This is a genomic window from Amycolatopsis sp. NBC_01307 (assembly GCF_035975215.1).
Classification (GTDB): Bacteria; Actinomycetota; Actinomycetes; order Mycobacteriales; family Pseudonocardiaceae; genus Amycolatopsis.
The window spans coordinates 1,893,367-1,907,615 of record NZ_CP108403.1; the positions used below are offsets into that span (position 1 = coordinate 1,893,367).

Genomic DNA, 14,249 nt, shown 5'->3' on the forward strand with positions numbered 1-14,249 from the left:
CGGCCCCGCGACGAGCCGTCCCGGCGGCCGGGACCGATCGTGACGCGGCGGCCGTTCCCGGCTCGCGGGGCCGGCGACTCGGTGATCGCGTACGTTCGGGCGATGAGTGCTCCTGGCGTGCGTGGTCCGGCCGCGCGGCGGCTGCGTGGGGTCGCGCGGCGGGCCTTCCCCTGGTGCCTGTCGGCCGACGCGGTGGCCGCGCTCACCGGTTCGGCCGCACCGCGGTGGTGGACCAAGCCCGTGCTCGTGCCGGTCCTGGCCGCGGCCGCGCCGCCACCCGACCCCGGGCTCGCCGTCGGCCTGGCCGGTTCCTGGATCGGGGACCTCGCCCTGCTCGGGACCACCGACCGGCACTTCCGGGCCGGAATCGCGGCGTTCGCCGCGGCCCACGCCGGCTACGCCGCGTCGTTCGCCGCCCGTGGCGGCCGGCCGCCGCTGCGCCGCGCCGCGCCGATCGCCGCCGCCGGGGTGGGGGGAGCGTGGTTCTTCGGCCGGGCGGCGGGCGACCTGGCCGGCCCGGTCCGGGCCTACGCGCTGGCCATCGCGGCCATGGCGATCACCGCGGCCGGCCTGCGCGGCCCCGGCTCGCGGCGGGTGGTCACCGGAGCCGGCGTGTTCATGCTGTCGGACGCGCTGATCGGGCTGCGCCGGTTCGTCCTGCCGCCCACCTGGTCGCGCCCGGCGGACCTGATGGTGATGCTCACCTACGGCGTCGCCCAGTGGCTCATCCACACGCCGGGGTCAGGTGAAGGCCGCCGCGGGGCCGATGCCGAGCGCGGCCGGTCCGATGTGGGTGAGCGCCGCGGGTGAGTACCACCGCGGGTCGAGGGTGAACCGGGCGATCGAGACCGTCAGGCCGGGGCGCAGCGTATCCACGTCCACCACGGTCCCGGCGTCGGTGAGCAGGCAGATCACGTCCGGGGTGGTCGCCACCGGCCGCCCGTTCACCGCCGCCGCCAGGAACTGCTCCCGCGCGTCGACCCTGGCCACCTCGCCCGTCCCGGCCTCCAGCGCGATCGCCCACGGCCGTGCGGGTGCCGCGGACCGCCGCGCCTCGGTGATCGTGCCGCGGAAGACGACCTCGCCACCGGTCGCGGCCACCAGCCGGGCCGGGTCGAGCACCACCGGCGGCGCCAGCGCCCGGCCGATCCGCCAGGCCCGCGTCAGCGAGCCGCCGACGCCGTCCCGGGCCAGGTCGCCGGCCCGGACCAGGCACAGGGCCATCGCCACCCAGCCGCCGAGGCCCGCGCACCCGGCTTCGACCAGGCGCTCGCACGTGGTGATCGAGCCGCATTCGACGAGCGCGGCGTTGCCACGGGGGTCCTGCAGCGCGACCGGCCCGCTCACGGGGCGGGTCCCGCCGAGCAGCAGCTGGGCCAGCCCCGGGAACGACCGGCCCGCCAGATCACCGTCCACCACCGGCAGCCCCAGGTCGTGGGCGGCGAGCGCCCCCGCGACGACGTTCATCCCGCCCACCTGCGCGCCGGCGACCGCGGTGAGCTCGACCCCGCGGTGGGCGGCCAGGGCCCGGGCCGCCTCGGACAGTTCCAGCCCGCTCGGCGGGAGCTCGCTGAGCGCCAGTGGTGAGCCGCGTAGCGCGACGTGTGCCACCCAGGCGTCACCCGGCAGGTCACGGGCGGGAACCACGGGAACGGCGCCGGCCGGCCCGAGCACGTGGCACATCAGCTCGGTCAGCAGCGCCGTGTGCGGCCCCTGTCCCGCGCCGCCGGCCAGCACCAGGCCACCACGGGTGACGTCGGCCAGCGCCGCACGGTCGAGCAGCGTCAGCCCGGGGCGGGCGGAGTCCGCGGCCGCGGCGCTCATCGGCCCGGCCCGGGGGTGCCGACCGCGTGCACCCGGATCCGGGTCATCTCCTGCGGCAGGTGGTGCAGCGGCACCACGTCGACGTCGGTCAGGGTGATCGACCCGATCGCCGCACCGGCCGCGATGGCGCGTTCCGCCGCCTCCCGGCAAGCCGCTTCGGTCAGTGCTTCGACGTCCTGCCCGCGGCTGCCGACGATCCGGTCGACGTGCCCGCCGACGTCCGCGACCGCCGCGCCCACCGCACCGGCCACGGCGAACCCTTCCGGCCGGAGCACGGCCTCGGCGACGCCGTCGACCCGGTCGGGTACCAGGAAGCCCGCGCCGCCGACGGCGATCAACGGTCCGGTGTGCTCGGCGGCGACCGTGTCCTCGATGCGCCGGCGGGCCACGGCCAGCATCCGTGCGGCGACGTGCCCGGGGAACCCCGGCAACCGTCCCGCATCCCCGAGCTGCGTGGCCCCGGCCAGCACGGCGATGTCGGTGAGGGTCAGGTGCGATCCGCCGAGGACCCGCGGCAGCGGGTGCACCCCGGGAGTCAGCCGCAGGCCGGTACCCGTTCCGCGCACCGAGGAACCGCCGCCCACACCGAGGATGCGCACGTCGGGGGTGCGCGAATTCGTGTGCACGCCCGCTGTGCGCACGGTGTCCACAGTGGTCCGGGGGTAGCCGTGGCGCAGGAGCCCGATCCGCGTCCGGGAATTGCCGATGTCGACGACGACACCGTCCTGGTACCCGGAAAGGAAACCCGCGCCCCGGATCGCGTTCGCGCTCCCGGCGGCGAACGTGGCGACCGGGAACCGGCGGGCGTGCTCGCCGTCCATGACGGTGCCGTCGTTCTGGCTGACGTACAGCGGCGCGGTGATCCCCGCCGCGGCGAGGTCGGCCGACACCCGGGTCAGCGTCCGGTCGGCGAGTGCGCGCAGGGACGCGTTCAGCACGGTCGCGTTCTCCCGGCCGATCAGGCCGACGTGCCCGACTTCGTGCGACTGGGTGACCCGCAGCCGCGGCAGGTGGTGTTCGATCAGCTGCTTCGCGCGCCGCTCGAAGCCGGCGTCGACGGTTGCGCCCGCCGACGAGAGCGCCACGTCGCCGATGCCCGCCGCGTCGATCTCTTCCAGCGCCCGCAGGAACTCCGCGGTGGGGAACGGGCCGAGGGCTCCTCCGGTGGCCGTGCAGCCGCCGAGCAGGACGAAGTGCTTGCCGCCCAGTGCCTGCGCGAGTTCCGGCGGCCAGCCCGCCAGCGGCAGCAGCCCGCGGGGTGACGGCACGGCGAACCGGATCACGGCGGTCGGGACCAGCCCGCGGGCCTGCGTGACGGCGTCGAGGAACTGCCGGGTCCCGAGCATCACCGCCGAGATCGCGTCCGGGGCGAAGCCGGTCGCCGCCCGCAGGGCGCGGATCACCGCCGGCAGCACCGAAAGGTGGTCGCCGGAGGTCGGCAGCTTGACGGCGCCGAGGACGCGCTCGCGGTCCACCAGCACACCGTCGGTGGTGGACCGGCCGACGTCGATCCCGATCCGCATCAACGGCCCCCGCTCGCGGCTGCGCGAGATCCCGGGCTTCCGGTGTTCGGCGGGATGGTGTTTCGACCCTCCACGTCGGACCTCCTCGTCTGCGAAAATCCCGTTGTCCCAGGCTCCTGGCACCGAAGCGCGCGGTGCACCGCGTCGACGGACAGCGGATTCCCCCAGCCGCGCGAGGTTACGCATTGACCACCCGGCCGGGTGACGGGCTACCCGTTCGGGCAAGCGGTACGTGAATCCCGCGGCGTAGCGTGAAGGACCGACGGTTCGGAGGTGAGTCAGCCGTGGGAGATTTCCTGCTGCGCACGGGCGACGAGCTGCAGATCGCGATGGCGGCACCGGTGATCGTGCCGATCGTCCAGAAAGCGGTCCCCCTGCTCGGGTCGAGCCGGTCGGTCACCGCGATCCGCGTCGCCGCCTGCCTGAAGGGCGACGAACTCCCGCCGGCGCTCCGGGTGCCGGTGCCGTACGTGTCGCCGCCGTTCACCGTCGGCGGCACCGGGACCTTCGTGATCGCGCTGCCCCCGGCACACTTCACGTCGTCGAGCCGCAACGGGCTTTCGTTCCTGCTCAAGGGCGCGATGTTCCCGGTGACGTTCACCGTGCAGACCCCGGCCACCAACCCGGTCCCGGTCCCGGGCGCCCCGAAGACGGACCCCGTCCCGACCAAGGCGGGCACCGGTGTGTTCATCACCCGCAACACGACCGTCCGGCTGGCCTGACTGCCTCATCGCGCACCGCCCGCTGCCCGGCGGGGTGCCTCGCCGAGGACCGCCGCGGCGGGACCACGAACGTACGTTGTGGACGATCCGCGAGGACTCACGCGGATTTTCGGTGCAGGTTCCCCGAGGAGGTCGTATTGGCCGAGCGCAAGAGCGTGTCAGTCACCCCGAAAGCCCGGTTCCGCGTGGGGTGGGCCAAACCCGCCGCGCTGCTCGGCACCTTGGCGGTGGCGGTGTACGCCGTGTGCGCGGTCGGTACTCCGGCGTCGCCGGGGTACATCGCCTTGGCCAGCCACACCCCCCGTACGTGCGACGCCGGCGTGGGCAGCACGGGGGACACCTACCAGGTGGGGTCCTCCGACAAAGCGATCCAGCTGGTGGTCAGCGGCGCCAACGGCGGAGGGAGCGGGGATGTGGGGTCGGACGGGCAGAACGGCGGTGGGAACGGCGCCACGGTGACGGCGACGCTGGTCATCCCGGCCGGAACCCTGCTCAGATTCATCAAGGCGAGCGCGCAGTCCGGGTGTCATCGAGGAGGCAGTTCCGGCGACGGCTCGGGGTACGGCGGCGGCAGCAGCGCCGTGATCGACGACGCCACGAAGGAAATCCTCGTCGAAGCGGGCGGTGGCGGGGGCGGCGGAAACCAGAACCAGGGCAGCACCGGCGGTCGCGGGGGCAACGCCGGCGGCCCGGGTGGTGGCTCCATGGGCGGAACCGGCTTCAACTCGGACGCTCTCGGCGGCGCCGGCGGCGGCCAGTGCACGGCGGGTTCGAACGGTCAAGGCGGCAACGGCGAGCAGGCGAGCGCCCGAGCCGCCGGTGGCGGTGGCGGCGGCGGGTGTTCGGGCGGCGGTGGTGGCGGAGCCGGCCGGAGCGGTGGTCTTGTCGCCGGTGGCAACGGTGGTGGCGGTGCCAGCTCCTACGTGGCGCCCGAATTCGGCTCGCTGAACCCGTCGTTCCTCTCGAATTCGCCGGCGACCAGCAGCGTCGCTTACCACCGGAGCGGGGTGAGCGTCACCTTGACCGCCGCGCTGCCGGCGACCAGCCCGATCCAGAGCGGGGACAAGGTCACCTACACGGCCGTCGTGCGCAACGTCGGTGACACCACCGTCAGCGGGGTCCTGGTCGACCCGCCCGCGAACTCGCAGATCTCGGTGTGCGAGAAGTTCACCGGAACGGTCAGCGACGGCAGCGGCCTGAACACCCAGCTGGCGCCACCGTCCAGTTACGGCGCGCCGGACGGCGAGCGGGTCGAGTGCACCTACACGAGAACGGTCACCCAGGCCGACATCGACGGCCACTCGTCCTACAGCGGGCAGATCACCGCGAAGTTCACGACGCCGGCGGACGACCCGATCACCGTTTCGCTCGTCAGCAACCCGACGACCACGGAGATCACCCCGGCCCCGGGCATCACCCTGGCGGCCCCCGTGGTCGTCTCGAACCCGCCGGCCGGGGGATTCGTCGCCGGGAGCACGATGACCTTCACCTTGACCACGAACAACACCGGGAACACGACCCTGACCGGGATCACCGGCTCCGTGAAGCTGCCCGTCGCCAACCCGCCCGCCGGGGGGCCGGCCGAAGTCACGCTCAACTGCTCGACCGCGAACATCCTGCCGGCCAAGAGCGCGACGTGCACCACGGCCGCGTACACCGTCACCCCGGAAGACGTCAAGAAGGGATCGATCGCCGCGAAGGCCTCGGCTGCTTCCGCGCAGAAGACGTCCGACGTCGTCGACGTGCCGATCGCCCTGACCCAGGTGACGAAGTTCGAGACGACCCTGACGCACGTCGGGCCCGCCGCTGCGAAGCCGCGCAAAGACGACACGGTCGCCTTCACCGCCACGCTGACCAACCGGGGTACGGCGACGCTGAAGAACGCGGCGGTTTCGCTGCTGGCCTGCAACCAGTCCGCGGCCGTCCTGGAACCCGGGGCGTCCGTGAAGTGCGACGTCACCTACACGATCACGCTGAACGACATGAACGCCGGCGGGGTGTCGTTGACGGCGACCGGGTCGGCCGGGGACACGAACGGCACGCAACTGCCGCAGCAGAACACGCCCGACACCGTGACGCTCGCGGCCGATCCCGGTCTGACGGCCGATCTGGTCTACACGACTTCCACGCCCAGCACTCGCAAACCCGCCAAGGACGACGTCGTCCACTACGCGGCGACGGTCAAGAACACCGGCACGGTGACCCTTTCGACACTGACCACGAAGGACACCCAGACACCGGCGCCGGCCACCGAGATCGCGTTCACCTGCGACCAGGCGAAGCTCGACCCGGACGCGACCGCGACCTGCTCGGCCGACTACGCGATCACCACCGACGACATCAGCGGCGGACAGCTCGCGAACACGCTCCTCGTGTCCGGGAAGCCGCCCAACGGCAACGCGGTCAGCGGCACCGGTACGACGACCGTCGCGCTGGCGCAGCTGGCCAAGCTGTCGAGCACGATCAAGGTCACCGACGCCGGGGACACCAACTTCGACGGCGTGGTGAACACCGGCGACAAGCCCATCCTGGAGGTCGCGGTCACCAACAGCGGCAACGTGCCGGTTTCGGGGGTGGTGCCGGTCGTCGAGGCGAACGACGCGACGCTGGACTGCAGCGGGCCGACGGACGCGATCGAGCCGGTGGGGACCTTCACCTGCACGCCGACCTACACCGTGACGAAGGCCGACGTCGCCGCGGGATCGATCAGGTTCGCGGTGACCGCGAGCGGGACGGATCCGGGCGGCAACACGGTCGACACGACCAGCTCGGTCTCGCGGACCACGGGCGCCGATCCGGTGACGTCCACGACCACGACGCCGCCGGTCGACGACACCAGCGTCACGACCTCGCCGCCCACGAGCGCCACCAGTGATCCGGCGAGCTCGGCTTCGTCGTCGGCCGCGGCCGTGGTGACCACGACCGGGCCGCCCGCGGCGGCCGGCGCCGCCGCCACGAAGTCGTCCGGAGGTTCCTTGCCCACCACCGGTTCCGACGTCGGCGGGCTGCTGGCCATCTGCGCGATGCTCGTGCTGGTCGGCGGCGGGTTGCTGCTGCTGGTCCGGCCGGCGCGGCGCCGCCGGCGGGGCTGACCCCGAGAACACGCGTTCCCCCGGTCGTGCTCGGCGGGCCACGGCCGGGGGGACGCGCCCACCCGGTGGCCGCGCGAGCGGGCCACCGAACGAAGCTGGGTGTCACCGTGAAGAACGGTGACACCCAGCGCTTCGTCGTGCGGAAAGCGGACCGGGAATTCAGTCGCGCACCGTGAGTGAGTCCCGGGCCAGGGTTTCCACGTCCGCTTCGGAGAGCCGGACCCGGACGTGATCCGGGGTCGGTACCGGCTTGTCGTCGACGACTTCGCCTCGTTTTCCCGCGTGCCGCCCGGCCGCGACCACCACCCGGGTGCCGGTCCTCAGCCGCCGCGGGCCCAGTTCGTCGCGCAGGATGCCCTCCAGGGTGGTCTCGGCGCGCCGGAGCCGCACGATGACCCCGGCGGCGACGGTCAGCACCTGGGCGAGGGAAACGGCCAGCAGCAAGGAGAAGTAGGCGACCGTGAGCAGTCCGTCGGCCGCGACCGCGACGAGCGCGACGGCCCGCAGGTCGACGGGCCCCCGCCGGGGTCTCGCTAGCAGCCCGCCGGACATCCGGACGACCTCCCGGGCTCCGCGGGCCGGGAACGGTGCCGTGAATTCTTGTTCGTGATCATTTTCCGTGTTCCTTTTCGGTGTGGTGTTGGCCGACTCTTCCGGGTCCGGAAAATTGTCAGTACAACGTGGGTGGGGAGACATTCGAATTTTGTTGGACGCGATTATCCGAGTCAATGACTGCGCTGTGCCGGGTGAGGGTGTCTGCCTGAAAGAGCACGCTGAGCTTGATCATCCTGTCGTTTTGCCGAGCAGGATGTCGTGCTTACCGGGACATGATCGAGAATATTTCCCATTTCGGCGCGTGCGGGTGGGTGTATGCCGGAAGCTCACCGGAATCGTGCGGTCACCGCTGCCCGTGCCGGCTACGCTTCGCGACGCGGAAATTGCGAAGGGGTGATGCATGACGATCCGCTTGGACCGTGATCCCGGTGAACTGCCGGGCGAATTGCTCCGGGAGTCCGCTGTGCCGGGAGCGGCGGCGCGGATCACCGGGGGCGGTCGGGCCGGCTGTTCGCCCGCGGCCGCTGCCGGAGCCGCCGGATGTGGCAGCCGAGGCCACGCCGGCACAGGAGCACCCGGCCGGTCGGCAGCCGAGTCAGCCGGTCCGCTTCCGGCGTCACGGTCACCGCGGCCGGCCGCGCCGCGATCGCCGGGATGCGCCGGCCGGCGGCTTCCCCGAGCCGTCCCGGCGGGTCGCGCGGTACACCCTGGTTCGTTTCTCGGGAAGGCGCCGGCCGGCGAGAGTTCCGGGAACACGGCCAGGACGTCGGCGGGTAGCACGTTCGTGCCGCACCCGGTCGGCCAGTCCGATCGGCCTGTCCGATCGGACAACGACGATGAGGGGAACTGCCTGATCGGCCTCGCGGCCGGACTTCGCCCGCCGCGCGTACCGGGTGTGTGCTCGATGCGGAGGGCCGAATGATCACCGAAACGAGAAGCGCATTGACTGACGTGGGGACGGGCCGGTCCGGGAAGCTGGTCGTCGTCGAAGATCATCCGATCTACCGGGACGGGCTGGTCCGCGTGCTGAAGCGGTCGGCCGACATCCGGGTGGTGGCCGAGCTGGGGACCGGCCGGGAGGCGCTCGCCGCGGCCCATGAGCACGCGCCGTGCACCATGGTCGTCGACTACAACCTCCCGGACCTGACCGGGATCCAGGTGGCCGCGACCATCGCCCGGGAGGGGCTGGACTGCCGCGTGCTGATCATCTCCGCGCTGCTGGACGGCGTGGTGGCCTACCGGGCGCTGGAGGCCGGCGCGGCCGGGTTCATCGGCAAGGACGCCGACAGCGACGAGATCCTCGACGCGGTGCTGCGTGTGAGCTCGGGTCAGACTGTGCTGCCGCCGGCCGTCGCGGGCGGGGTGGCCGGCCAGATCCGGCTGCGGGCCACCTCCCGGGGGCCCGCGCTGAACGACCGCGAGCGGGAGATCCTCCGGTCGTTCGCGGCCGGGCTGAGCATTCCCCAGGTCGCGCGCAACCTGTTCCTCAGCCCCAGCACCATCAAGGCCCACGCGCAGAAGCTCTACGACAAGCTGGGCGTCTCCGACCGGGCCGCGGCCGTCGCCGAGGCCATGCGCCGTGGCCTCGTCGAATAGCGGCCGGCCGCCGGCGGCCGCGACCCGGCCGATCACCGGGGGAGCCGCCTGGAGCCGGGTCGTGGTCGTGCTGCCGATGCTGGTCAGCACGCTGGTCGCGCAGACCGCGCACTGGACGGCGTTCCTGGTCACCCTCGGGCTCTACGGCGCGTGGACCCTCGCCTTCCTCGCCTGGCGGCTCGGGACGGCGACGTGGTCGTTCCTGCTGCCCGCCGCGATCGACATCGGCGCGATCACGGTGCTCTCGCTGTTCGCCGGCGGTCCCGCTTCGGAGATCGGGTACGCCTACATCCTGGTGCCCTTCACCGCGGTCGCGAGCTACCGGCCGTGGCTGACGGCGCTCGCCGGGACGGCGTCGGCGCTGGCCTACCTCGCACTCGTCCCGCTGGCGCTGGACCCGGCCGACATCGAGCGCCTGGACCCGGACCGCGGCGCGCCCTACGACCTGCTGCGCGCGTTCGGCTTCGCCGGCTACCTGGTCTGGTTCGGCGTCGTCTGCACGGTGGTCGCGGCCCTGCTCGTGCGGCGCGAACGCCGGATCGCCGACCTGGTCGGCGTGCAGGAACGGCTCGTCGCCGACCTGATCGGCGCCGAGGAGCGGGAGCGGGCCGCGCTCGCCGACGCCCTGCACGACAGCGCCGTCCAGAGCCTGATGGCCGCCCGGCTGGAGCTGTCCGACGCACCGGTGCCGCTCGAGGAGCGCACCCGGGTGCTGGACCTGCTGGACACGACGGTCGCCGAACTCCGCCAGGCCGTGTTCGACCTGCACCCGCGGGTGCTGCTGGAGCTCGGCATCGCCGCCGCCGTCGAGACGCTGAGCGAGCGCAGCGCGGAGCGGGGCGGGTTCGCGGTCGGCTTCCACGCGGCGGTGACCGCCGAGCACCCGGCCGAGGCGATGCTCTACTCGGTCGCCCGGGAGCTGCTCGCCAACGTGGTGCGCCACTCCCGGGCCCGGAACGTGCGCGTGGAGCTGCGCGAGGAGCGGGGCCGCCTGGGCCTGACCGTCACCGACGACGGCGTGGGTTTCCCGCCGTCGATCCTCGCCGAGCGACTGACCGGCGGCCACGTGGGCCTGGCGAGCCACCGCGTCCGGGTGGAGGGCGCGGGGGGCAGTTTCACCCTGCGGACGAGCGAAGGCGGCGGAACCGAGGTGGAGGTGTGGCTGCCCGGCTGAGCCGGGGTCAGTCGTTCATTTCCTTCAGACCTTCGGTCTGGATCTTCTTCTTCGTGATCCGCTTGAGCGCGTTCGTCAGTTCCCGGTCGAAGACGCTGAGCGGGGGGACGCTGTCCTGCACGGTGATGCGGCCCGGATCCAGGCCCCGGCCCCGGGCCACCATCCGCAGGTACCCCGCGTGGGCGGTCAGGCCGAGCTGCTTCTCCTCCCGGGTGAGCTCGCCCCGGACGGTTCGCTGGGCGATTTCGCCGATGTGTTTGCGCAGCCACTTGGTCCCGTTGTCGTGTCCGACGAGGACGATCGTGCCCCACTGCCAGTAGCTCGTCCTGCTGCCCTGCGCCAGGTCGTTCAGGTAGGCGCGGTTGAGCGCGTCGTACTGCGGCTGGTTGCCGGCGTAGTGGTCGTAGTAGTCGCGGGCGGTCGGTTCCGCGGCCACCTCGGCTTCCTCGAGGCCGGCCGCGTAGGCCGCGATCGTCGCCCGCACGCCCGGATCGTTGGCGATCTCCGCCAGCCGGTCTTCACACTGCGAGATCAGCTCGTTCTGAAACGTCAGCCGAGCCTCGTAGGGCAGCCCGAGGATGGCTTCCGCGGTCGTGGCCGCGTCGGCGCCCAGCTCGAGCGCGTTCCGAAGCTCGGTGCACTGGTCCTGCTGCGCCAAGGGGATCAGGAGCATCACGGCCGTTTCCTGGTCCAAGCGCCAAGCCTCGCGCAGGTACTGCTCCGCCGCTTCGGCGCTGGTCGGCTCGGGCTCGTCGAATTCCGGCAGTGCGGCCAGTTCCAGCAGGTTCATGATCGCGGCGACGGAGCGGAACTCCTGCTCGGCCCACGCGTAGAGCGGGATCTTGATGACGTCGTAGTCGGGGATGCTCGCCATGTTCACGTCCATGCACGCCATGGTCGAACCTCGCGGGATGACCACGGCAAGCGAAGGTGAAACCTTTCGGGCAATCGCACCGTCCACCTGGGACGGCTCACCCGGGTGGGGGGTTCGCGTCCGGTGCCGGGCGCGCAACGGGGGTAGTTTCGAAAGCCTGTCCGGTCCGGTGCGGTGGTCGCCGTGGCCGTCCGCCGAGTGCTCGACGAGCGGGGGTGTGCGTGCGGATCGGTGTCGACGTCGGGGGGACCAACACCGATGCCGTGCTCATGGCGGGCGATCGGCTGGTCGCGCACGCCAAGCGGCCCACCTCCGCCGACGTGACGCTGGGGATCGAGCAGGCCCTCACCGCGCTGGTGGCGTCCGCGGGCGTGACCATGGGCGAGGTCGACGCGGTCATGATCGGCACGACGCACTTCCTCAACGCGGTGGTGGCCGTGCAGGGGCTGACCCCCACCGCCGCGATCCGCTTCGCCGTCCCGTCCCCGCGCGCGATCCCGCCGATGGGGACCTGGCCCGAAGCGCTGTCCCGGGCGCTCGGCCCGCACCGCTACATCTGCGCCGGCGGGCACGAGTACGACGGCCGGGCCGCACTGCCGTTCGACGAGCGGATGTTCCTGTCGATCGTGGATCGCATCGCCGCCGGCGGTGTCCGGTCCGTGGCTCTGACTTCGGTGTTCTCGCCGATGAACGCGGCCCTGGAGGAGCAGGCCGCCGGGCTGCTGGAGGAGCGCGTCCCCGGCGTGACGGTCTGCCGGTCCCACGAGATCGGCCACATCGGACTGCTGCGCCGGGAGAACGCCACGATCCTCAACGCCTGCCTCATCGGCATGGCCAACTGGGTGTTCGACGGCGTGTCCGCGATGATCGCGCGCCTCGGCTTCACCAGCCCGGTCTACGTCAGCCAGAACGACGGCACCGTGATGGACGTAGACTACGCGCGCCGGTTCCCGATCGCGACGTTCGCCTCCGGGCCGAGCAACTCGATTCGCGGCGCCGGTCTGCTGAGCGGCCGCGACGAGTGTGTGGTGGCCGACATCGGCGGGACGACCAGTGACGTCGGCGTGCTCCGGCACGGCTTCCCCCGCACCTCCGTCGACAACGTCGGGGTCAACGGGGTGTACACGAACTTCCGGATGCCGGAGCTGCGGTCCCTGGCCGTGGGCGGTGGTTCCCTGCTGGACCTGCGGGCGGACGGCGAGGTGGTGCTGGCCGACAGCGTCGGGCGCGACCTGCACCGCGCCGCGGTCGTGTTCGGCGGCACCCGGCCGACGCTGACCGACGTCGCGGTGGCCGCCGGGCTGGCCCCGCACGTCGGCGACGCCGGCCTGGTGGCGGACTGGGACCGCGGGCGCTGCGAGGACATCCTCGCCGACATCCACGTCCGGCTCGCCGAGGCGGTGAACGGCGTCCGGACGACGATCCGGCGGCCGCCGCTGGTGGCCGTCGGCGGCGCCGGCTTCCTGGTCCCGTCGCGGCTGCCGGGGATCTCGCACGTCGAACGCCCGGAGCACCACGCCATGGCCAACGCCGTCGGGGCCGCGATGGCGCAGGCCGGCGCGGAGATCGACCGGGTGTTCCAGGCCTCGGCCGACGACCTGGGGACGCGCCTGAGCAACGCCGAAGAGGAAGCGGCGGCCCGGGCGGTCGCGGCGGGCGCCGACCCGGACTCGGTCCGGATCATCTCGGTGAACCTGCAGGAACTCGGCTACTTCGACAACGAGGTGACCCGCGTCCGGATCCGCGCCGTGGGAGACATCCAGCGCGCCCGGCCGCAGCCGGAGCCGGTGTGAGCGGCGCCGGCGGGCCGCTGACGCCCGAACCCGAGCCGATCACCTCGCTCGGCCTCGCCGACCTCGACGTCGTCAACCGGGGCGCGCTGGTGCTGGCTTGCGGCCGGGGCGGCGGCTGGCACCGATCGGTGCTCTACGACGTCCTCGCCTACGCCATGCGGTCGGGGGAGACGCTGCCGGTCGTCCGGGCCGCGGACCTGCCTCCGGACGCGTGGGTGGTGCACGTCGCGATGCTGGGCTCGCCCGCCATCCTCGGCGAGAAGCTCCCCGACGGCACCGAACTCGCGCGGGCGGCGCAGCTGGTCGCGGACCGGCACGGGGTGCGCCTGGCCGGCGTGGCCAACGTGGAGATCGGCGGCCTCAACGCCTTCGCCGCCCCGCTGGCCGCGCTGGAGCTGGGCCTGCCGGTCGTCGACGGGGACCTGATGGGCCGGGCCTCGCAGCACTTCAACCAGATCATCCTGTCCGCCACCGGGTTGCCGCCCGGCACGGTGAGCTTCGTGGACAACCAGGACAACCACATCGTGCTCCGGACCGACGACATCGCCGTCGTCGACCGGCTGGGCGACGCGGTGGCCGTCGCCTTCGGCGGCTGGGCCGCGGTGAGCCTCTACCTGCTGCCCGCCCGGCAGCTGAGCGAGCGCGGGATCAGCGGCTCGCTCAGCCGCGCCCGGATGATCGGGGCGGCGCTGACCCCGCCGCTGACCGGCACGGTCGGCGACCTCATCGCGCGGATCGGCGGCCGACGGCTGTTCCACGGGACCATCACCGAACTGAGCAGTTCGGTGCGCGCCAGCGAGCCCTGGGCCGTCGTCGTCGAGGACGACAGCCGGATCGCCCGGATCGACGCGGAACAGGAGTACCTGGTCTGCGCGATCGACGGCGAGGTCGTCGCGACCGTGCCCGACATCATCTGCCTGCTGACCGACGCGGGGGAGCTCATCGACATCGAAAAGCTCCGGCTGGGCCTGCCGGTGTCGGTGGTGCGCCTGCGTTCGGATCCCAAGTGGGAGGACGCGCGGCTGGCGCACCTCGCCGGCCCCGAGGCGTTCGGCCTCGACCTCGATCCGCTGCTGCCCCCGTGACCGCCCTTTCG

Annotated in this window: 11 protein-coding genes; 7 read left to right on the top strand and 4 right to left on the bottom strand. The window is 72.8% G+C overall.

The window, feature by feature from the left end:
- Window positions 1-102: 102 nt before the first annotated feature.
- Window positions 103-810: a lysoplasmalogenase family protein gene (locus OG439_RS08130; RefSeq protein ID WP_326948748.1), complete on the top strand. Its 708-nt coding sequence runs from the start codon at window positions 103-105 to the stop codon at window positions 808-810.
- Here the strand turns inward: OG439_RS08130 and OG439_RS08135 are convergent.
- Together OG439_RS08135 and OG439_RS08140 are read right to left on the bottom strand one after the other, a co-directional pair.
- Window positions 742-1,824, bottom strand: a complete 1,083-nt coding sequence (locus tag OG439_RS08135; RefSeq protein ID WP_326948749.1) for a DUF917 domain-containing protein — start codon at window positions 1,822-1,824, stop codon at window positions 742-744. The genes OG439_RS08130 and OG439_RS08135 overlap by 69 nt on opposite strands.
- A complete protein-coding gene (locus OG439_RS08140) occupies window positions 1,821-3,347 on the bottom strand; it encodes a hydantoinase/oxoprolinase family protein (protein ID WP_326948750.1) in 1,527 nt (508 codons plus the stop codon). The genes OG439_RS08135 and OG439_RS08140 overlap by 4 nt, the downstream gene beginning before the upstream one ends.
- A 284-nt stretch (window positions 3,348-3,631) precedes the next feature.
- On the opposite strand from OG439_RS08140, the gene OG439_RS08145 reads away from it, so the two are divergent.
- Both OG439_RS08145 and OG439_RS08150 read left to right on the top strand, forming a co-directional pair.
- Window positions 3,632-4,069 carry a hypothetical protein gene (locus tag OG439_RS08145; protein ID WP_326948751.1) on the top strand — a complete coding sequence of 146 codons (438 nt, stop codon included), beginning with the start codon at window positions 3,632-3,634 and terminating at the stop codon, window positions 4,067-4,069.
- Between the two features lie 137 nt (window positions 4,070-4,206).
- Window positions 4,207-7,161, top strand: a complete 2,955-nt coding sequence (locus tag OG439_RS08150; protein ID WP_326948752.1) for a DUF7507 domain-containing protein — start codon at window positions 4,207-4,209, stop codon at window positions 7,159-7,161.
- 159 nt (window positions 7,162-7,320) lie between these two features.
- Here OG439_RS08150 and OG439_RS08155 read toward each other — a convergent pair whose 3' ends face one another.
- Window positions 7,321-7,713, bottom strand: a complete 393-nt coding sequence (locus OG439_RS08155; protein ID WP_326948753.1) for a hypothetical protein — start codon at window positions 7,711-7,713, stop codon at window positions 7,321-7,323.
- A 954-nt stretch (window positions 7,714-8,667) separates the two neighbouring features.
- Between OG439_RS08155 and OG439_RS08160 the strand changes: the two genes are divergently transcribed.
- A complete protein-coding gene (locus OG439_RS08160; protein WP_326951508.1) occupies window positions 8,668-9,312 on the top strand; it encodes a response regulator transcription factor in 645 nt (214 codons plus the stop codon).
- Complete coding sequence (locus tag OG439_RS08165) at window positions 9,296-10,486, top strand: sensor histidine kinase (RefSeq protein ID WP_326948754.1); 1,191 nt, start codon at window positions 9,296-9,298, stop codon at window positions 10,484-10,486. The genes OG439_RS08160 and OG439_RS08165 overlap by 17 nt, the downstream gene beginning before the upstream one ends.
- A 7-nt stretch (window positions 10,487-10,493) precedes the next feature.
- Here the strand turns inward: OG439_RS08165 and OG439_RS08170 are convergent, their stop codons facing one another.
- On the bottom strand, window positions 10,494-11,372 hold the full coding sequence (locus OG439_RS08170; RefSeq protein WP_326948755.1) for a hypothetical protein: 879 nt from the start codon (window positions 11,370-11,372) through the stop codon (window positions 10,494-10,496).
- Between the two features lie 209 nt (window positions 11,373-11,581).
- Between OG439_RS08170 and OG439_RS08175 the strand changes: the two genes are divergently transcribed.
- Window positions 11,582-13,153, top strand: a complete 1,572-nt coding sequence (locus OG439_RS08175; RefSeq protein ID WP_326948756.1) for a hydantoinase/oxoprolinase family protein — start codon at window positions 11,582-11,584, stop codon at window positions 13,151-13,153.
- The gene (locus OG439_RS08180) at window positions 13,150-14,238 is read left to right on the top strand and encodes a DUF917 domain-containing protein (RefSeq protein WP_326948757.1); all 1,089 of its coding nucleotides are present in this window, start codon (window positions 13,150-13,152) and stop codon (window positions 14,236-14,238) included. The genes OG439_RS08175 and OG439_RS08180 overlap by 4 nt, the downstream gene beginning before the upstream one ends.
- Window positions 14,239-14,249 lie beyond the last annotated feature (11 nt).

Bases quoted from the DNA above. Each gene is read 5' to 3' on its own strand.
- OG439_RS08155 (WP_326948753.1), bottom strand. From the start codon at position 7,713: ATGTCCGGCGGGCTGCTAGCGAGACCCCGGCGGGGGCCCGTCGACCTG.
- OG439_RS08135 (WP_326948749.1), bottom strand. From the start codon at position 1,824: ATGAGCGCCGCGGCCGCGGACTCCGCCCGCCCCGGGCTGACGCTGCTC.
- OG439_RS08140 (WP_326948750.1), bottom strand. From the start codon at position 3,347: ATGCGGATCGGGATCGACGTCGGCCGGTCCACCACCGACGGTGTGCTG.
- OG439_RS08130 (WP_326948748.1), top strand. From the start codon at position 103: ATGAGTGCTCCTGGCGTGCGTGGTCCGGCCGCGCGGCGGCTGCGTGGG.
- OG439_RS08170 (WP_326948755.1), bottom strand. From the start codon at position 11,372: ATGGACGTGAACATGGCGAGCATCCCCGACTACGACGTCATCAAGATC.